Raw genomic sequence first — 18,309 nt, forward strand, 5'->3', positions numbered from 1 at the left:
CTCAGTCGTTCTCCTCGGTGGCGGCGATGACCCGGTAGACGCCGGGCAGTTCGGTCAGCTCTTCGACCAGCGTGCCGGACTTGAGATCCGGGCCAGGGGTGAAGCGCAGCGACGCCTGGATGATCGTGCCCTTCCGGCCGTGCAGGCGCTGCGTGTGGGTCAGGGCCGCCTCGTATCCCAGCTCCGAGGCGGTGGCGAGGATGTCGCGCAGCACACCGTGGCCGTCAGCGTAGCGGATCGTGATGTAGCGCGAATGGCGCGGATCGCGCATCCGCTTGACTGCGAAGGTCACGACGAACACGGTCAGCAGGTACAGTCCGACCGTCAGCGCCGCAACAGCCGGCATGCCGGCACCGCAGGCCATCCCGACCGAGGCGGTCACCCAGATGCTGGCTGCGGTCGTGAGCCCGGAGACGCTGTTCTGGCGCACGAAGATGACACCGGCACCGAGGAAGCCGATGCCGGTGACGATCTGCGCGGCGATCCGGGCGGGATCGCGGGTGACGTCCTCAGCTGAGGCGAAGCCGTAGACCGACACGAGCGTGAAGAGGGCAGCGCCCAGGCCGACGAGGATGTGCGTGCGCGCTCCGGCGCTCTTGTGACGCAGCTCGCGTTCGACGCCGATGATCGCCGAGAGCACGAAGGCGGCCACCAGCAGCACGGCCTGGGTGCCCAGGTCGGCGGAAACGAGATCAATGTCCACGTCGGTGTCCTCACTCCCTGTTCTGTCAGCTGCCGTCGCCGAGGCGGTGGGCACCGGTGCCGGGGACGAGTCCGTTGCGTGCAGCGAAGGGGTCCCAGCCCGGGTCGGCATCGACGTCGAGTTCGACGAAGTCGCAGGCCTCACGGGCCTGCTCCGGGCTCGTAAGCGATGCGATGAGGGCAGCGGTCATGTCCATCCCGGCAGCCACACCCGAGGATGTCCAGCGGCTGCCGTCTTCGACCCAGCGGGCGACCGGCTGCCAGTCGACATCGCTTCCGAAGCCCGTCGCCCACCGGTAGGCGCGCTTGTTCGTCGTCGCCCGGTGCCCATCGAGCAGGCCGGCCGCTGCCAGCAGCGCCGATCCGGTGCACACCGAAGCCACCACCTCGGCGTCGGCACAGTACTCCCGCAGCCAAGTGAGGAACCCCTCCTCGGTGACGAGCCGGCGCGTGCCGAAGCCGCCGGGAACAAGTACGATATCGGCTGCCGGGGCTGCGGTGCAGGCGGTGTCGGGCACGATCCGGGTGCCCTGATGGCTGGCGACCGGCTCACCGGTGGGCCCGAGCATGACGATGGTGAAGTGATCGGGCAACACGCTGAGCAGCTCGACGGGCCCGAAGACATCGAGCACTTCGAACCCCTCGAACAGGACGACGGCGACAGTGCGGTTCTCCACCATCCCAGTCTACGCAGGAGAACTCCGAAGCAGGTTCCGGTCGACTGAACCCGGGCAGCACAAGAGCGGAGCAGCATCGTCTGCTGCTCCGCCCTCTCAGCGGGTCCAATGGATCACCTGCTCACCGGCACGTGATCACGCGTGTCATCAGGCCCGATTGCGGCGGGTAAGCGCGACAGCTGCGGCACCCGTTGCGAGCAGTGCGAGTCCGAATCCGACGGACATACCGACCTCGGCGCCGGTGCGCGGCAGGTCGCGGTCGTCGTCGCGGCCCGAGCCATCTTCATCGCGGCCGTCGTCATCCTTGCCGTCGTCGTCACCGGGCTTGTCAGAGGGCTTGTCAGACGGCTCGTCCGAGGGCTCGTCCGAGGGCTGGTCGCTGGGCTGATCGGTCGGATCATCCGAAGGCGTGTCCGTCGGATCATCGCTCGGGTCGTCCGTCGGCTGCTCCGTCGGGTCATCGGTCGGGGTCTCCGTCGGATCATCCGTGGGATCCTCGGTCGGCTCCTCGGTGGGATCGTCGCCAGCCTTCGAGTTGACGACGGTGCAGGTGACGACCTGTTCGCGCTCGACTGTCAGGCTGAAGCCGGTCTCACCGGCGTTCTCAACCGGCACATCGACCGGCTCCTCACCGCTGGTCTCCCGGCACACAGCGTTCTTGCCGTCCTGCTGCAGCAGCGTGAAGTCGTCCTTGAGCGTTTCGGTGATCGTCGTGTCCACTGTCGGGTTGGAGACGAGATCCTCATAGGAGAAGTTCGCCACGCCGTTCTCATCGGTGGTGGCCTGCGCGGGGTCGGCGTTGGTGGCTGTGAAGTCCCAGCCTTCGGCCGGCTCCGGCTCAGCCTCGCCGATCTGCGTCTTCTTCAGCACCGTCACGCTGCCTTCGCAGGTGGCGGCAGCGATCTGCCGCAGACGCTCGCCGAGCTGGTTGTAGTCATCGGCGGAGAAGTAGTCGGAGTTCTCATTCGGGCCTGAGATCTGCACGATGTTCTCGATCGTCGGCTCGCTGCCCACGGCGATGCCGACCATCTTCGTGCCTTCGCCCTTAACGCCGTTGGCCGAGGTGATGGCGGTGTCGAGGTCGATCTGGTCGAACCGGCTTCCGCGGTCGGTGCTGTCACCCTCACCGGGGGTGCCGTAGGCGGTCGGCTTGCCGTCGGTGACGAAGAGCACGGCGTCGTAGCTCTTGCCCTGGGCCTGGGCGATGCCGCGGTCCCAGTTGGTGCCGCCGTCGCTTCTGGCGGGGCGTGTGAGTCCGTCGATGCGGTCCTTGACGCCGGCGGCATTGCCGGATTCGGCGATGCTCGTGACCGGGATATCGGCGTTGTCGCCGGCCGGGGAGAAGGTGGCGAAGGTCTGCACGCCCACGGAGCTCGGAGTGCCGGTGAGGGTGTCGACGACGCCCTTGGCGGCTTCCTTGGACTTTTCGACATCGGCATCGGTCAGGGAGTTGGACAGGTCGAGCACGATGCCGAGGTTGAGGCCGCAGCGATCAGGCAGGGATGGGTTCGGAGCTGGTTCGATGGACTGCGCAGCAGCAGGGGAAGCTCCGATGAACGCCGTGGCGGCGACCAGGGATCCAGCCGCGGTTGCGGCCAAGAGGCTGCGGAAGCCACGTGAACGGGTGGGAGGCGTCATGTTCTCTCACTCAGTTAGGTATATATTCATACGGGACATGGTTCACGTTATACAGATGTCACTGTCAGGTCAATTACAGAGACGCCGTTTTCTCTGAATAACGTCTGTGTGCGCGTGGGGGCTGGCTCGTCACTAGACTGTTCGCCATGAGTCCACAGACCCAGACGACCGGCACCGGTGAGACCCGAGCGCAGACGAAGCTGCACACCACGCAGATCGGCAGCGGCAGCGGTGACACCGAGAAGATCGTCTTCCTCCACGGCCTGTTCGGCCGCGGCAAGAACTTCACCTCGATCGCCAAGGGCCTCGAGCCCGAATGCACGAGCCTGCTCGTCGACCTGCCCAACCACGGGCAATCCCCGTGGACCGAAGAGTTCGACTACGTCGAGATGGCCGATGCCGTCGCCGAGGAGCTCGTCACCTTCGGTGCCGAGGAGTCGCCTGTCGGTGTGGTCGGGCATTCGATGGGCGGCAAAGTCGCGATGATGCTCGCCCTACGTCACCCCCAGCTGGTCGACCGCCTCGTCGTCGAGGACATCTCGCCGGTCAGCAGCGCAGACTCCTCACACGATGCCGGCAGCGGCTTCTCCCACCTGCTCAACACCCTGCGCGCCCTCGACCTCTCCACCGTCGACTCCCGCAGTGAGGCTGATGAGAAACTCGCCACAGACATCCCCGATGACCGTGTGCGCGGCTTCCTGCTGCAGAACCTGCGACCCGGTGATGACGGCTACTACTGGGAGCCGAATCTCGACCTGCTGTGCCGCTCCCTGTCGAGAATCGGAGACTTCCCCGACACAGACGGCAGGACCTACGACCGGCTCGTCCTTTGGGCCGCCGGAGAGAAGTCCGACTACATCAAGCCGGAGTACACCCCGGCGATGCGCGCCCTGTTCCCGCGCATGCTCAAGATCACCATCAAGGGAGCCGGGCACTGGATCCACTCGGAGAAGCCCCAGGAGTTCCTCGCCGCGCTGCGGCGATTCTTCATCTCATAAGCGTCACCGCACGTGAGCCGCAGGGCGGTCGCGCGCTGGTAGTTTTGGTGTCATGCATGATGACCAGCCCGGACACCCGGACCCCACGCGTTCCCCACATCCCCAGCCGCACACTGCCCCCGGCCCTGAGACCGGCCGCAGCCCAGACCACCACGCGGCGCCCATGGCACCGGCAGCTTCGGTCGGCCAGCCCACACCAGCCAGCGCTCCGTACGCCGCAGCGGATCTGCCCGCAGCTGACCCCTCGACCGCTCCCTCCGCCGCGGAGCGCGGTCAGACGCATTCGGAGTTCTACCGTTTGCCGAGCAACCGCTGGTGGAAGGGCGTCATCACGATCATCGCGCTGCTCATCACGATGCTGGTCGCCTCTTTCGTCTTCACCCTCATCGCCGGCATCATCGACCTGGCCACCGGTCAGCTCGATATCGAAGCGGCAATGGAGGGCGAGATCGGTATGTCGCCGCTCATGCTGCTGGCCACCAACCTCTCACTCATCGCACTCGCCGTCGTCGCGCTCATCTTCCACCGCTTCCTGTTCCGGCAGCGCATCGGCTTCCTCAATTCGGTGGTCGGACGGTTCCGCTGGACGTGGCTTCTGTGGAGCCTCATCCCCATCGGCATCGGCTTCGCCATCTACATCACACTGCTCGTCGTCAGCAGCGACTGGGATGCCTACGCCCCGCTGCCGGCCGGCATGACGATCTTCTACCTCGTCGTCGTCCTGCTCACTACCCCGTTCCAGGCTGCAGCTGAGGAGTACGTCTTCCGCGGCGTCATCCAGCGCATCGCCGGCGCCTGGGTGCGCGGGCCCATCCCGTCGCTCATCCTCGGCACCGCCGTCAGCTCTGTGCTCTTCGCCGCAGCCCACATGGCCGGTGACCCGTGGCTGATCCTGTACTACTGGCTCTTCGGCGTCTTCCTCTCCCTCCTCGCCCACTACAGCGGCGGTCTGGAGGCACCGATCGTCATCCACGCGATCAACAACGTCGCCCTGTTCGTCACCGCGACCTTCAGCGGTGAGATCGCCCAGGAGATCGACCGCTCGGCCGGTGCCGGCGGGCCGTTCATGCTCATCCCGGTCGCTGCGATCCTCGTCGTCTCCGCCGCAGCGATCATCCTCGCCCGAGTGCGCAGCGTCCAGATGTACGGGGTGGCCGAGGAGATTCCGCGCCGCGGCGCCGCGACCACCGGAGCTCCGGTGCAGCAGTGGGGTGCCGAGGCGCCAGCCCCGCTGCCGTACGATCACTACGCGCGGGCCGATGCCGGACAGCCGCCCGCTCCCGAGGCGGCGCCGCCACAGCACTTCGGCACCGGCTGGCAGGACGGGAACGCCGGCCAGCCCGGACCCAGCCAGCCCGTCCCCGGGCAGACAGGTCAGCATCGTGGCCAGCAGCCAGGTCAGCAGCCGCCCGGCTGGCCGGACCAGCAGTGACAACGACAGCGGCCGGGATTCGATCGGGTCCCGGCCGCTGCATTTCTCAACCGCTTTAAGCGGTCGATAATCACTTCTTCTGCTTGGCTGCCTTCGCCGCGGCCTTGCGGGCCTTCTTGTTCTCCCGCACCTGCTGCAGCGTCTCATCATCGACGATGTCAGCAGCAGAGATGAGCGCGTCCTCATCCCCGTACTCACCGGCCGCCTCACGCCAGCCCTCAGCCTGCAGATCGAACTGCTTGCCCAAAAGCGATAAGAAGATCTTCGCCTTCTGATCGCCGAAGCCCGGCAGCTTCTTCAGCCGCTTGAGCACCTCGGCCCCATCCGGGTCGCCGGCAGTCCACAGCGCCTCGGTTTTGCCGTCGTAGTCGGCACAGATCGTGGCCGCGAGCTTCTGCACCCGCTCAGCCATCGACTTCGGGAACCGGTGGACGGCCGGCTTTTCCTTGAACGCCTCGAGGAACTCCTCGGGATCGGCCTCGGCCACCAGCTCGGGGGAGTAGCCGCCGAGGCGCTCGGCCAGTTTGGCCGGTCCGGCGAAAGCGGACTCCATGGTGACTTGTTGATCGAGGAGCATTCCAGTCAGCAGGGCGAAGGGATTCTCAGCCAGCAGCTTGTCAGCGGCCGGCTCGGTCGCCAGATACAGAGTCGTCATGCCCCTATTGTGTCAGCACTGGACATTCCTGTGCCTGCGCCGATCCTGCTAGCGTCGGATCCATGACAACGCATGCGTTCTCCCGCAGCAGCGGCGGTGCGACCTGCCCGTGCGGCGGCCTGCCGATAGGTGCAGCCTTCCGCGACTGCTGCCAGCCCGCCCTCAACCTGCAGACCTGGCCTGCCACCGCCGAGGCGCTCATGCGCTCGCGCTACTCCGCCTTCGCCACCGGCAACGGCGACCACCTCTTCCGCACGTGGGATCCGCGCACTCGCCCAGCCGACACCACCCCGCCGGTCGCTGACTGGGTGCGCCTGGAGATCCTGCGCACCGAAGCCGGGGGAGAAGACGACACCGAGGGCATCGTCGAATTCCGCGCCCACTGCATCGAAGACCGCGAGAAGCACATCATCCACGAGGTCTCCACCTTCGCCAAGCGCGCCGGCCGCTGGGTCTACGTCGACGCCCTCGAAGCCTCCGGCCAGCCGGCGGGGTCGCGATGAGCCAGCGCAGCGCGTTCTTTCTGCGCAGCATCAACGTCGGCGGACGCAACCGCGTGCCGATGTCCGAACTGCGCGCACTCGCCGGCCGCCTCGGCGCCGGAGACATCGCCACCCACCTGGCCAGCGGCAACCTCGTGTGCACCCCGCCCGAGGCGCCGGCCGCCTTCGCCGATCGCCTCACCGCGGCAGTCGAGGAGACGTACGGATTCGCAGTCCCGGTCGTCACCCGCACCGCAGCCGAACTCGCAGAGATCCTCGCCGACGATCCCTTCGCCGGGATCGCCGACAATCCCAGCACCGAACTCGTCTACCTCTTCGCCGCGCCCGTCGCCGAGTCCGGCCGCTGCGCGTTGCCGCTCACCGGCGGCGAACAGGCCGCCTGGGCAGACGATCACGTGCGAGTCTGGCACGATCGCGGCGTGCACGGCTCGAAGGTCTCCCACAGCCTGCTCGAACGCCGGCTGGGCTTCACCGTCACCGCCCGCAACGTCCGCACCCTGGCGGCCGTCTCGGCACTGTGCGACCGGGCGGAATAGGATGGGCAGGCGTGCCGTTACGCACTCAAGAAGCCACACCCCTATGGAGGTTCAGTGACACAGCGCCCCGCGGCCGACCCGAATGAGAAGTTCAGCGACTACGCCCACGGCGAGAAGCTCGTGAGCACCGCCTGGGTCGCCGAACACCTCGGCGACGACGGACTTGTCATCGTCGAAAGCGACGAGGACGTCCTGCTCTACGAGACCGGCCACATTCCCGGAGCCGTCAAGGTCGACTGGCACACCGAACTCAACGACCCCGTCACCCGCGACTACCTCGACGGCGAGGGCTTTGCCGCCCTCATGTCGAAGAAGGGCATCAGCCGCGAGGACACCGTCGTCATATACGGCGACAAGTCCAACTGGTGGGCCGCCTACGCGCTGTGGGTCTTCGAGCTCTTCGGCCACCCGGATGTGCGCCTCATGGATGGCGGGCGTGCGGCCTGGATCGCCTCCGGCGGTGAGATGACGACCGACGCCCCCAAGCGCGAGGCCACCGAATACCCGGTCGTCGAGCGAGTCGACGCCGGCAGCCGCGCCTTCATGACCGATGTGCTCGACCACCTCGGCAAGCCGCTCATCGACGTGCGCTCGCCGGAGGAGTACACCGGTGCCCGCACCCACATGCCCGACTACCCCGAAGAGGGCGCCCTGCGCGGTGGGCACATCCCGACGGCCGCCTCGGTGCCGTGGGCGCGGGCGGCCAACGAGGACGGCACCTTCCGCTCCCGCGACGAACTCGAAGCGATCTACACCGACGAGGTCGGCCTCGACCGCAACGATGACATCATCGCCTACTGCCGGATCGGCGAGCGCTCCAGCCACACCTGGTTCGTGCTGCGCTACCTGCTCGGCTACGAGTCGGTGCGCAACTACGACGGCTCCTGGACCGAATGGGGCAACGCCGTGCGCGTGCCGATCGTCAAGGGCGAAGACCGCGGGGAGGTGCCCGGACGCGCATGAGCGAGAACCTTCCTGAGTCGCTGCAGGAGATCATCGACGACTTCGCAGCCCTGGCCGAACCGGACAAGCTGCAGCTGCTGCTCGAATTCAGCAACGAGCTGCCCGGCCTGCCCGAGCGCTACGCCGACCACCCCGAGCTGCTCGAACCGGTCCCGGAGTGCCAGTCGCCGATCTTCCTCGTCACCGAAGTCGGCGACGGCGAGCAGGCCAGCACAGAGGCGCCGGCTGGCGAGGACGCTGAGGTGCGGCTGTTCTTCTCCGCCCCGCCCGAGGCGCCGACGACCCGCGGCTTCGCCGGCATCCTGCACGAGGGTCTCAATGGGCTCACGGCCAAGGAGATCCTCGAGGTGCCCTCGGACCTGGCGCTCAAGCTCTCGCTCAACGACTCCGTCAGCCCGCTGCGGCTGCGCGGCATGTCCGGGATGCTCGCCCGCATCCAGCGGCAGGTCAAGGAGAAGGCGCTCGGCTGAACCCCGCAGGGCCCACCCGAGGGCCAGCGCCCGCAGTTGGCCGCAGCCGCTTGAGGCTGCACCTGGCTCAGCCGAGCAGTGCGCGCAGCGTGACGACGCCGACCGAGCCGATGAGCGCTGCCGCCGGCAGGGTGATGACCCAGGCCAGAGCGATCGGCTTCATGAGGTTCCAGTTCGCCGCTCGGTTGACCAGGCCGACGCCGAGCACCGCGCCGATGAGGATGTGTGTTGAGGACACCGGCAGGCCGAGCACCGACGCACCCATGACGACACCGGCTGCGGCGAGCTCGGCGGCGAACCCGGAGGCCGGGTGCATCTTCGTCAGGCCCGTGCCGACGGTCTGGATGACCTTGCGGCCGACGAACCACAGCCCGGCGATGAGCGCGACACCGGCAGTGACCATGATCGCCGCCGGCACCGCCGACTCCTCAGCCACCGACTGCGTTTTGAGCACATCGATGATCGCTGCGAACGGGCCGACGGCGTTGGCGATGTCATTCGAGCCGTGGGAGAACGCGAACGCCGAGGCGGTGAACACCTGCATCCAGCTGAAGAGCAGGAACGTCGAGCGTGACAGGTCGTGGTGGCGCAGCGTCTTGGCGAAGATGAACACCGCCATCCACACCGACGCACCGATCATGCCGAGGATGAGGTAGTTGCCGACACCGTCGATCGACAGGTCGAGGTTCTTCAGCCCCTTGAACAGCAGCATCGAGCCGATGATGATCGATCCGCCGGCAGCCAGCAGCGGCACCCACACCTGCAGCGCGCGGTGCGCATCGACCTGCTCGGCCTCCTGCTGCAGGTCGTACAGCTCCCGGTAGTAGTCGGATTCGAGCTCCTCGCGCTTGAAGTCCGGCAGGTTCACCTGCGCGGCATCGCGGGCCATGACATTGGTGTAGGCGATCTGCTGCAGCTCCGTCAGCCGCTCAAACGACTGCTTGTGCCGGTTGCGCAGCTCTGCCCGGCTCACGCGCAGCTGGCGCAGCTTCTCATCGGCTTCCTCGTTGTAGACGAGGATGTGCTTCTTGATCCGGCCGAACAGCACGTAGGCGACGAGCCCGCCGAGCACGGGGGAGAGCACCCAGGAGATCGCGATCTGGCCGATCTGACCCCACTGCACCATCTCCAGTCCACCGGTGCCGGTGACGATGCCGAGGGTGACAGCCGCGCCGACGATGCCGCCGATGATCGAGTGCGTTGTCGAGACCGGCCAGCCCATCCGGGTGGCCACCAGCAGCCACACGGCCGCGCCGAGCAGTGCCGACATCATGATGAACACGAAGTCCATCGGGTCGACCTGCATCCCGCCGAGGTCGACGATGCCCGAGCGCACCGTATCGGTGACATCACCGCCGGCGAGCACCGCACCGGAGACCTCGAAGACGGCGGCGACCATGAGCGCCTGCTTCATCGTCAGCGTCCCAGCGCCGACACTCGTGCCGAACGAGTTGGCGACGTCATTGCCGCCGATGTTGAAGGCCATGAACATGCCGAAGATGATCGTGGTGATGAGCACGAGCCGGAACTGGGTCTGGCCGACATAGCCGAACGACCAGAACGTGAAGCCGATGAACGCTGCCGCCAGCAGCAGTCCGAACCAGATGTGCCACCACTTGTCGGGGCCGAGAAAACCTCGCGTCACCGGAGCATGTGCGCCGCGGGTCATCGTATCGTCTGCCATGATTCCTCCAGACACATAAGCGCTTGCTTTCACTGGATTGTCGGCACCACAGGTGGCCTGTGGCTGAATTCCAGAGGAGTTTTGGGCGTACTCTCGCCGTTCCCGAGGCGCCGGGCACCTGCCCAGTACGCGAATGAGGTTGTCCTAACTACCGGTGGGGTAGGGTGGGGCCGTGGCCGCACCCGGCCAGATCCCTACATGCGAAAGGCAGGTTGCCGCAATGGCGCCAGCGAAGAAGCGCACTCTGCGCCACGGCACCGTCACCTCCCGGCGGGGGCTCTCCGATGAGCTCATCCGCCTCACCGTCACCAGCAGTGATCTCATCGGCCTCGACGTGCCGTACACCGACCATTACATCAAGTTGCTCTTCCCGCCCGCCGGTGCCGAGTACGCCTGGCCCGACGATGCCGCCGAGGTGCTCGAAGACCGCACCCGGCCCGATGCGCCGGTCACCCGCACCTACACGCTGCGCCGCGTCGACACGGAGACCGGGGAGGCGGAGATCGACTTCGTCATCCACGGTGAAGAGGGACTCGCCGGCCCCTGGGCCCGCGACGCTGAACCCGGTGACCGGTTCGCCTTCTTCGGTCCCGGCGGTGCCTGGGCGCCACCGGCCGGAGTGCACATCGTGCTCGCCGGCGATGAGTCGGCAGCCCCGGCGATCGCCGCCGCCCTCGATGCCCTGCCAGCCGGCACCTCGGCGACGGCCTTCATCGAGATCGCCCACCAGCGTGCCCGCTTCGAGATGCCCGAACCCGAAGACGCGACACTGCAGTGGGTCGCCCGCGACGGCGCGACACCGGGCACCGCGCTTGCCGCTGCCGTGCGCGACTTCACCCCGCCTGCAGGCGAGGTCGCCTATTTCATCCACGGCGTCGCTGAGATGATCAAGGATCTGCGCCGGTTCCTCTTCGTCGAACGGGGAGTGGAGAAGTCCGCCGCCTCGATCTCCGGCTATTGGCGGCTGGGCATGACCGAGGACGAATGGCAGTCCTCCAAGCGCGAGTTCGTTGCCGAGATGGAGGCCAGCGAACAAGCCGCCACCGGCAGCTGAATCCGGTGCCGCAGCCGTGTGTGGCGCCGGTCATATAAGGCAGGGGCAACTATTGTTGCGCGCCGATCCGAGATAATGTATAGACATATCCCCGTTGGTTCGCTGCAGAAAGGCATCGACATGTCCCTTCACCTTGGAGACACCGCCCCTGACTTCACCAGCGAGACCTCGACGGGACCCATCGCGTTCCACGACTGGGCCGGTGACGAGTGGGTCGTGTTCTTCTCCCACCCAGCCGACTTCACCCCTGTGTGCACCACCGAGCTCGGCCGCGTCTCCCAGCTGCAGGCCGAATGGGACAAGCGCGGCGTCAAGCCGATCGCGCTCTCGGTCGACACGAACGAGGAGCACGCCCAGTGGATCCCCGACATCAACGAGTACAACAACACCACCGTTGAATACCCGATCATCGCCGACCCGGACAAGAAGGTCGCCGAGCTCTACGACATGATCCACCCCGGCGAGGGCGACACCTCCTCGGTGCGCTCGGTGTTCGTCATCGACCCGGTTAAGAAGATCCGCCTGACGATGACCTACCCGAAGTCCACCGGCCGCAACTTCGACGAGATTCTGCGCGTCATCGACGCCCTGCAGGAAGCCGACCGCGGCGAATGCGCCACCGGCGTCGACTGGCAGCCCGGCGACAAGGTCATCGTGCCCCCGGAGGTGCCGACCGCTGAGGCGAAGGAGAAGTTCGACGACGTCGAGGAGCACTACTCCTACCTGCGCACCGCCCGCGTCAAGGCCGACGCCGCTGGCACCGGCGCTGTCGGCTGCGGCTGACACCGCGCTGACGTGCGCATGACGGCTGACCGGCGCGCTCCGGTCACCGGCTGCTGACTGTTCTGCGGCCCCGCCCACCGGCGGGGCCGCAGTCGTCTGCAGGCCGCGGAATCTCAGTCTCCGTGGGCCTCGCGGATGAGCGGGACGAAGGCGTAGCCGCCGTGTTCGGTGATGTGCACCTCGCCCTGGACGAGCTTCTTCACCCGCAGCATCGTCGAGCCGACCGGGATGACGAGGATGCCGCCGGGAACGAGCTGGTCGATGAGCTCTTCGGGCAGCTGGGTGGCGGCAGCCGAGACGAGGATCCGGTCGAAGGGCTCGGCATCCGGCAGTCCGAACACCCCGCCGGTCGCCTCGACGATCTCGACGGTGTCGATGTCTGCCAGCAGCTGCCGGGCGGTGTCGGCCAGCGCACTGATCCGCTCGACACCGGTGACAGAGCCCTCACGCCCGACGAGCTCGGCGAGGATCGCGGTGCTCCAGCCGGTGCCGCAGCCGATGTCGAGGACCCGCATCCCCGGGTGGACCTGGAGCAGGTCCATCATCGCCACCACCGTGCTCGGCTGGGAGTTCGTCTGCCCGTAGCCGATCGGCACCGGCCGGTCCCACTGGCTGCTGCGGCGGTGCTGGGCAGGCAGGAACCGGGCGCGGTCGAGGCGCTCCATCACCTCGCGGATCTCCGATGGGCGGGCGGCTGCGGTCATGTCCTCACTCCTTTGCTGCCACCAGTGTAGGAACCCTGCCTGTGTCCGGGCTGGCCTCAGCCGGCCAGGCACAGGGCAGCGTGGAACGGCTCCTCAGCTGCCACTGGTACGACGTCAGCGGGAACGGTGACGTCGCACAGGCACATGCTGGCCCCCGCGCCCGAGGCGGTGGTGACGTCATCGGCGGCGAGATCGCGCAGCAGGCCGGTCCCGTAGGCCTTGAGGAGTGCCTCCTTGCGCACCCACAGCTGGGTGAACACGACAGCCTGCTCGGCGGGCTCAGCCTGGGCGATCGCCGCCTGTTCGGCCGGATGCAGCAGCGCCGCGACCTCGGTCGCGGTCTGCCGGGTGGCTCGCGCTTCGATGTCGACGCCGAGGCGGACATCGGCTGCCGCGATCGCCAGCAGACCTCCGGAACTGGCAAATGAGACGAAAGGGCCAGGCGCGCCGTCGACGAACAGCAGGGGAGCGCCGCACTCATCACTGTCCAGGTCCACGGACTCGACCGGCACCTGCAGCCAGCCGGCAAGCACCTGCCGGCTGATCTGCATCCGCATCGCTGCCTCAGCAGAACCAGCCGATCGTCCCGGGGACGAGGACACGTCTGTCGTGCATGCGCTGAAGTCGGCGATCCACATGGGCACATCGGGTCGGCGCGGGCACGGGACGGTGAGCCTGGTGACCCCAGGCGGCAGGTTCATGAGCCGTCGAGACCGAGGAATTCGCGGATCGCCGGCATCTCGCGGCGCACCTGCGACAGGCCCATCCGGTGGGCTGCGGCGAGCTTCGAAAGATTGCGCTCGCCGTTGGACACCGGCATGATCTCCGGTGCGAAGACATACGCTTTGCCCTGGCGTTCGAGTTCGAAGACCTGCTCGCGCATCTCGTTGTAGCGCTTCCACCGGCCCAGCAGCGCATCGGCGACCGCCGGGTGCCGGCGGAAGTAGCTGCGGTAGAAGGCCGGGAACCGCTGCGGGGCCTTCTCATAGTCACGCTGCTGGGTCAGCACGATGAGGAACTTCTCGTAACCGGCCCGCTGGGCGGTCGGCAGCGGAATCCCGCCGTGCTCGGCGAGCGCACCGTCGACATAGGTGCGCTCGCCGATCGTCACCGGCGGCATCACCACCGGCATCGTCGACGATGCCTGGACGGCCGTCATCAGGTCGTGCATCTCATCGACATCGGCGCGCGACCAGATCCGCTCCTCACCGGATTCCACATCGACAGCCGCGATGGCGAACTCCGCCGGATTGGCCTCGAAGGTCTCCCAGTCGAACGGCAGCGCCTCATCCGGCTGCGAGGTGCCCTGGTAGATGTACTCGGAGTTGAACAGGCCCTGCCCGCGCAGGAACGTGCGCATATTGCCGAAGTTCGGGTCAGCGGAGAACTCGACGAAGCAGCGGCGGGCTCGCCACGGGTCATGCGAGAGGTAGTTCGCGGTGTTCGTCGCACCGGCGCTGATGCCTGCCACCCAGTCGAAGTAGATCTCCTCCTCGAGCAGGCGGATGACCATCGCCGACGTCAGCGCTGCGCGCATTCCGCCGCCTTCGAAGATGAGAGCCGTGTCGGTCACCGTGCTGTGCAGCTGAGCCGCGCCAGCTGTTGTGTCGTCTCCTGGCATGGCTCCAATCTACGACACCACGCGCCTCTTCGGGTGGGCTCAGGCCGTCCCGATTTCCGTGAGATCAGCCATGCCCGCACGCAGTCCTGTGCCGCAGACATCCATAGTGAAGCACAAGACAGCTTGCCGGATAGGTTCAGCAGGCTAGGCTCAGGACATGACCGAACGCCTGCCGCACCCGCTCACCGGCCAGCTCTTCGCCTCGCCGGTGCCTGCCGGCCAGGGCTGGCCGGAAGATCCTGCCAAGCGCAGCACCCCGGTGGCCCGCAGTGCTGAGGACGTCACCCGCCTGGCCGATCGTGCACGCACCCTGGCTGAGCTCGATGCCCGGGTGACGAAGTGCCGGGCCTGCCCGAGGCTCGTCGACTGGCGCGAATCGGTCGCACACGACAAGCGCGCATCCTTTGCCGGGGAGCCGTACTGGGGCAGGCCGGTCGCCTCGCTCGGGGACCCGGAGGCGTGGTTGGGCATCATCGGCCTCGCCCCGGCGGCCCACGGCGGGAACCGGACCGGGCGGATGTTCACCGGTGACCGGTCCGGCGACTGGGTCCATGCTGCGCTCTACCGGGCGGGCATGAACTCCCAGCCCGACTCGAAGGTGGCAGGCGACGGACTCGTCATGACCGGCGCGCGCACGATCGCCCCGGTCCACTGCGCCCCGCCGGACAACAAACCCACCCCAGACGAACGGCACGCCTGTGCCGGGTGGCTGCGGCGCGAACTCCAGCTCATCCCCACCCTCGAAATCCTCATCGCTCTCGGTGGGATCGCCTGGCAGGCGACCCTGTCCGGTGTGCGCGCCATGGGCTGGGATGTCCCGCGCCCCCAGCCGCGGTTCGGCCACGGCGCCGAGGCGGTCCTCACCCGGCCAGATGGTGTGGCGGTGCGGCTGCTCGGCAGCTATCATCCCAGCCAGCAGAACACCTTCACTGGCCGGTTGACGACTGACATGCTCGATGCGGTGTTTGCCCGGGCAAAGGTGATTCACCAGGTGAACACTGGTGAAACCCTGAGTCCCGACTCATGAGAGAACGTGCATAGGACGCCTGCCCGGTCGTAATCTGGAGGCAGGCAGTCGGATCGGCTGTCCGTCTCGCGAAAGGTTCACGATCGTGAAAGCTGCACGCTACTACGACAACCACGACATCCGCATCGAAGACATCCCCGAGCCGGAGCTCAAGCCCGGCACCGTCGCCATCGACGTCGCCTGGTGCGGCATCTGCGGAACCGATCTGCACGAGTACCTCGAAGGCCCGATTTTCGTCCCGCCCAAGGGCAGCCCGCACCCGATCTCAGGGGAAGAGGCTCCGGTGACGTTGGGCCACGAGTTCTCCGGCACGATCACCGCCCTCGGCGAGGGCGTCGACGACCTCACCGTCGGTGAGTCCGTCGTCGTTGAGCCCTACATCATCGCCGAAGGCGTCGACACCGGTGAGGGGTCGGACTACCAGCTGTCGCCGAATATGAACTTCATCGGCCTCGGTGGCCGGGGCGGTGGCCTGTCGGAGAAGATCGTCGTCGAACGCCGCTGGGTGCACCCGGTCGGTGATATCCCGCTTGACCAGGCCGCGCTCATCGAACCGCTCTCGGTCGGCCATCACGCCTACGTCCGTTCGGATGCGAAGACCGGCGACGTCGCCATTGTCGGCGGTGCCGGGCCGATCGGCCTGCTGACCGCCGCCGTGCTCAAGGCCGAGGGCCTGACGGTCTACATCTCCGAGCTCTCCGAGGCCCGTAAGGCCAAGGCGCGTGAGACCGGTGTGGCCGATGAGATCTTCGACCCCCGTGAGGTCAACGTCGCCGACGAGGTCCGCAAGCGAACCGACGGCCAGGGCGCAGACGTCGGCTTCGAGTGCTCCTCGGTACCAGCCGTCCTCGACATGCTGCTCGATGCAGTGCGTCCCGGTGCGGTCATCGTCAACGTCTCGATCTGGGGCTTCAACCCCGAGGTCGCGATGTCGCAGCTCGTGCTCAAGGAGATCGACCTGCGCGGCACCATCGGCTATGCCAACGACCACCCAGCGACCATTGAGCTCGTGCGCTCCGGCAAGCTCGACCTCGCCCCGTTCATCACCGCGAAGATCCCGCTCGATGACCTCGTCGAGAAGGGCTTCGACCAGCTCATCAACAACAACGAACAGCATGTGAAGATCCTCGTCTACCCCAACACCTGACGCATTTTGCATCAGGCATCGACACGGCCCGCCGCCTCAGGAAACTCTGAAGCGGCGGGCCTACGATATTCGACGGACCATCTGCCGAGACTCCGAGGACCCTATGTCGCATCAGGCCCACACCCCGCATGCCGGCCAGCCGCCGCGTGCCCCGCGCCGACCGTGGCACCTCGTGCCGCTCGACATGCTGCGGGGATTCCTCATCGGGTGCGCCGAGCTCGTCCCCGGCGTCTCCGGTGGCACGATCGCGCTGGTGACCGGCATCTACGACGAGCTCATCGGCTCGGCCTCCCATGTCATCTCCGCTGCCAAGAAGCTCGTCGTCGGACCCGACCGGATCAACGGGATGATGACCGAGCTGCGCCGCACCCAGTGGATGCTCATCATCCCCGTGCTCATCGGCATGGCGACTGCCGTGCTCTCGATCGCGGGGGTGATGAAGGACTTCGTCGCCGCCTATCCCGAGCACTCCCGCGGACTGTTCTTCGGTCTCGTGCTCGTGAGCATCCTGGTCCCGCTGCGCATGCTTCCGGCCCGGCGACCGGGCCAGCATCGGGCCGTGGGCGTCATCATGTTCGTCCTAGCCGCCGCAGCCGCGTTCATCATGGTCGGCTTCGCCGGCGGCGGCAACGATGCCGACCCCTCGCTGATCGTCGTGTTCTTCGCTGCTGCCGTGGCGGTCTGCGCGCTTGTGATCCCCGGCGTGTCGGGATCGTTCTTCCTGCTGGCAGTGGGTCTGTACGCTACGACGATGACAGCGATCAGCGAACGCGACCTCGGCTACATCGCGATCTTCGGCCTCGGCGCGGTCTTCGGTCTTGCCAGCTTCGTGAGCCTGCTGCGCTATCTGCTCACCCACCACAGGCGGGTGACCCTGCTCGTCATGGCCGGGCTGATGTTCGGTTCGCTGCGCGCCCTGTGGCCGTGGCAGAGCGACGGCACCCCGGACGCCAGGGGTGAGACCCACGGTGTAGGCGCGCTCATCCTGCCGACCGCCCCGATCGCCGGGCCCGTGCTGCTGGCGCTCGCCGGTGCCGCCGCCGTGCTCATCCTCATCCTCGTCGAATCCCGCTATTCGCCGGTCGGCCACGACGAGGAACTCGACGTCGAGCACAAGCCGGCACGCTGAGGGCCGGGAGTCTCATTGTGACCGTCTGCCATTTGCCAGGGGTGTGCAGACGCGTAAGGTGAAGGCATGGCTACTACCGCATTCCAGGGAGATCCTGTCAGCACCAACGGCTCGCTGCCTGAGACCGGCAGCAAGGCACCTGCCTTTGAACTCGTCGGCACCGACCTGTCCTCAGTCACCTCTGCCGATGTCGCCGGCAAGCGCGTCGTGCTCAACATCTTTCCCAGCGTCGACACCGGCGTGTGCGCTGAGAGCGTGCGCAAGTTCAACGAGCTCGCCGGCACGCTCGACAACACCGCTGTCATCTGCGCCTCGAAGGACCTGCCGTTCGCCCTCGGCCGGTTCTGCGGCGCGGAGGGACTCGACAACGTCACCAGCGCCTCGGCCTTCCGCACCGACTTCGGCGATGACTACGGTGTGCGCATGACCGACGGCCCGCTGGCCGGCCTGCTCGCCCGCTCAGTCGTCGTGCTCGACGAGAACGGCGTCGTGCTGCACTCCCAGCTCGTCCCGGAGATCGGCCAGGAACCGGACTACGACGCAGCCGTCGCCGCCCTGGGCTGACGCGCCCACCACCTCGGCGCCG

At 67.1% G+C, this 18,309-nt stretch carries 20 protein-coding genes; 12 read left to right on the forward strand and 8 right to left on the reverse strand.

Annotation, left to right across the window (positions count from 1 at the left end; all coding sequences use genetic code 11):
- Position 1: 1 nt before the first annotated feature.
- The 3 genes from HLA91_RS12525 to HLA91_RS12535 form a co-directional block, all read right to left on the reverse strand.
- A complete protein-coding gene (locus HLA91_RS12525; protein ID WP_170274968.1) occupies positions 2-703 on the reverse strand; it encodes an MgtC/SapB family protein in 702 nt (233 codons plus the stop codon).
- 25 nt (positions 704-728) lie between these two features.
- Positions 729-1,379 (reverse strand): DJ-1/PfpI family protein, encoded by a 651-nt coding sequence (locus tag HLA91_RS12530; protein WP_338076743.1) that lies wholly within the window; start codon positions 1,377-1,379, stop codon positions 729-731.
- Between the two features lie 147 nt (positions 1,380-1,526).
- Positions 1,527-3,017 (reverse strand): VWA domain-containing protein, encoded by a 1,491-nt coding sequence (locus HLA91_RS12535; RefSeq protein ID WP_170274970.1) that lies wholly within the window; start codon positions 3,015-3,017, stop codon positions 1,527-1,529.
- A gap of 146 nt (positions 3,018-3,163) precedes the next feature.
- On the opposite strand from HLA91_RS12535, the gene HLA91_RS12540 reads away from it, so the two are divergent.
- Positions 3,164-4,015 (forward strand): alpha/beta fold hydrolase, encoded by an 852-nt coding sequence (locus tag HLA91_RS12540; RefSeq protein WP_102162763.1) that lies wholly within the window; start codon positions 3,164-3,166, stop codon positions 4,013-4,015.
- Between the two features lie 163 nt (positions 4,016-4,178).
- Positions 4,179-5,447 carry a CPBP family intramembrane glutamic endopeptidase gene (locus HLA91_RS12545; protein WP_170274971.1) on the forward strand — a complete coding sequence of 423 codons (1,269 nt, stop codon included), beginning with the start codon at positions 4,179-4,181 and terminating at the stop codon, positions 5,445-5,447.
- A gap of 70 nt (positions 5,448-5,517) precedes the next feature.
- Here the strand turns inward: HLA91_RS12545 and HLA91_RS12550 are convergent, their stop codons facing one another.
- Positions 5,518-6,102: an HhH-GPD-type base excision DNA repair protein gene (locus tag HLA91_RS12550; RefSeq protein WP_102162761.1), complete on the reverse strand. Its 585-nt coding sequence runs from the start codon at positions 6,100-6,102 to the stop codon at positions 5,518-5,520.
- A gap of 62 nt (positions 6,103-6,164) precedes the next feature.
- Between HLA91_RS12550 and HLA91_RS12555 the strand changes: the two genes are divergently transcribed.
- Genes HLA91_RS12555 through HLA91_RS12570 form a run of 4 tightly spaced genes read left to right on the forward strand, consistent with a single transcriptional unit; the run spans position 6,165 to position 8,574 of the window.
- Positions 6,165-6,605: a YchJ family protein gene (locus tag HLA91_RS12555; RefSeq protein WP_170274972.1), complete on the forward strand. Its 441-nt coding sequence runs from the start codon at positions 6,165-6,167 to the stop codon at positions 6,603-6,605.
- Entirely contained in the window at positions 6,602-7,141 is a 540-nt protein-coding gene (locus HLA91_RS12560; RefSeq protein WP_170274973.1) for a DUF1697 domain-containing protein, read from the forward strand. The genes HLA91_RS12555 and HLA91_RS12560 overlap by 4 nt, the downstream gene beginning before the upstream one ends.
- Before the next feature lie 54 nt (positions 7,142-7,195).
- On the forward strand, positions 7,196-8,104 hold the full coding sequence (locus HLA91_RS12565; RefSeq protein ID WP_170274974.1) for a rhodanese-like domain-containing protein: 909 nt from the start codon (positions 7,196-7,198) through the stop codon (positions 8,102-8,104).
- Positions 8,101-8,574, forward strand: a complete 474-nt coding sequence (locus HLA91_RS12570) for a SufE family protein (protein ID WP_102162758.1) — start codon at positions 8,101-8,103, stop codon at positions 8,572-8,574. Before HLA91_RS12565 ends, HLA91_RS12570 begins: the two co-directional genes overlap by 4 nt.
- A 67-nt stretch (positions 8,575-8,641) precedes the next feature.
- Here HLA91_RS12570 and HLA91_RS12575 read toward each other — a convergent pair whose 3' ends face one another.
- A complete protein-coding gene (locus HLA91_RS12575) occupies positions 8,642-10,258 on the reverse strand; it encodes an inorganic phosphate transporter (protein ID WP_170274975.1) in 1,617 nt (538 codons plus the stop codon).
- Positions 10,259-10,478: 220 nt separating this feature from the next.
- On the opposite strand from HLA91_RS12575, the gene HLA91_RS12580 reads away from it, so the two are divergent.
- Together HLA91_RS12580 and HLA91_RS12585 are read left to right on the forward strand one after the other, a co-directional pair.
- Complete coding sequence (locus tag HLA91_RS12580) at positions 10,479-11,312, forward strand: siderophore-interacting protein (RefSeq protein WP_170274976.1); 834 nt, start codon at positions 10,479-10,481, stop codon at positions 11,310-11,312.
- 120 nt (positions 11,313-11,432) lie between these two features.
- Complete coding sequence (locus tag HLA91_RS12585; protein ID WP_170274977.1) at positions 11,433-12,095, forward strand: peroxiredoxin; 663 nt, start codon at positions 11,433-11,435, stop codon at positions 12,093-12,095.
- Positions 12,096-12,208: 113 nt separating this feature from the next.
- Here HLA91_RS12585 and HLA91_RS12590 read toward each other — a convergent pair whose 3' ends face one another.
- The 3 genes from HLA91_RS12590 to HLA91_RS12600 all read right to left on the reverse strand — a co-directional run bounded on the left by HLA91_RS12590 (position 12,209) and on the right by HLA91_RS12600 (position 14,420).
- Positions 12,209-12,799 (reverse strand): protein-L-isoaspartate O-methyltransferase family protein, encoded by a 591-nt coding sequence (locus tag HLA91_RS12590; RefSeq protein ID WP_170274978.1) that lies wholly within the window; start codon positions 12,797-12,799, stop codon positions 12,209-12,211.
- Positions 12,800-12,855: 56 nt separating this feature from the next.
- A complete protein-coding gene (locus HLA91_RS12595; protein ID WP_170274979.1) occupies positions 12,856-13,356 on the reverse strand; it encodes a 4'-phosphopantetheinyl transferase family protein in 501 nt (166 codons plus the stop codon).
- 140 nt (positions 13,357-13,496) lie between these two features.
- The gene (locus tag HLA91_RS12600) at positions 13,497-14,420 is read right to left on the reverse strand and encodes a patatin-like phospholipase family protein (RefSeq protein WP_165883216.1); all 924 of its coding nucleotides are present in this window, start codon (positions 14,418-14,420) and stop codon (positions 13,497-13,499) included.
- Between the two features lie 157 nt (positions 14,421-14,577).
- Here HLA91_RS12600 and HLA91_RS12605 point away from each other — a divergent pair, with 157 nt between their 5' ends.
- The 4 genes from HLA91_RS12605 to tpx all read left to right on the forward strand — a co-directional run bounded on the left by HLA91_RS12605 (position 14,578) and on the right by tpx (position 18,287).
- Positions 14,578-15,447, forward strand: a complete 870-nt coding sequence (locus HLA91_RS12605) for a uracil-DNA glycosylase (protein ID WP_170274980.1) — start codon at positions 14,578-14,580, stop codon at positions 15,445-15,447.
- A gap of 85 nt (positions 15,448-15,532) precedes the next feature.
- A complete protein-coding gene (locus HLA91_RS12610) occupies positions 15,533-16,594 on the forward strand; it encodes a zinc-binding dehydrogenase (RefSeq protein WP_170274981.1) in 1,062 nt (353 codons plus the stop codon).
- Between the two features lie 103 nt (positions 16,595-16,697).
- The gene (locus tag HLA91_RS12615; RefSeq protein WP_170274982.1) at positions 16,698-17,723 is read left to right on the forward strand and encodes a DUF368 domain-containing protein; all 1,026 of its coding nucleotides are present in this window, start codon (positions 16,698-16,700) and stop codon (positions 17,721-17,723) included.
- Positions 17,724-17,789: 66 nt separating this feature from the next.
- Positions 17,790-18,287: a thiol peroxidase gene (gene tpx, locus HLA91_RS12620; protein WP_170274983.1), complete on the forward strand. Its 498-nt coding sequence runs from the start codon at positions 17,790-17,792 to the stop codon at positions 18,285-18,287.
- Positions 18,288-18,309 lie beyond the last annotated feature (22 nt).

This window comes from Brevibacterium luteolum (genome assembly GCF_013004595.1).
GTDB classification, from domain to species: Bacteria; Actinomycetota; Actinomycetes; order Actinomycetales; family Brevibacteriaceae; genus Brevibacterium; species Brevibacterium luteolum.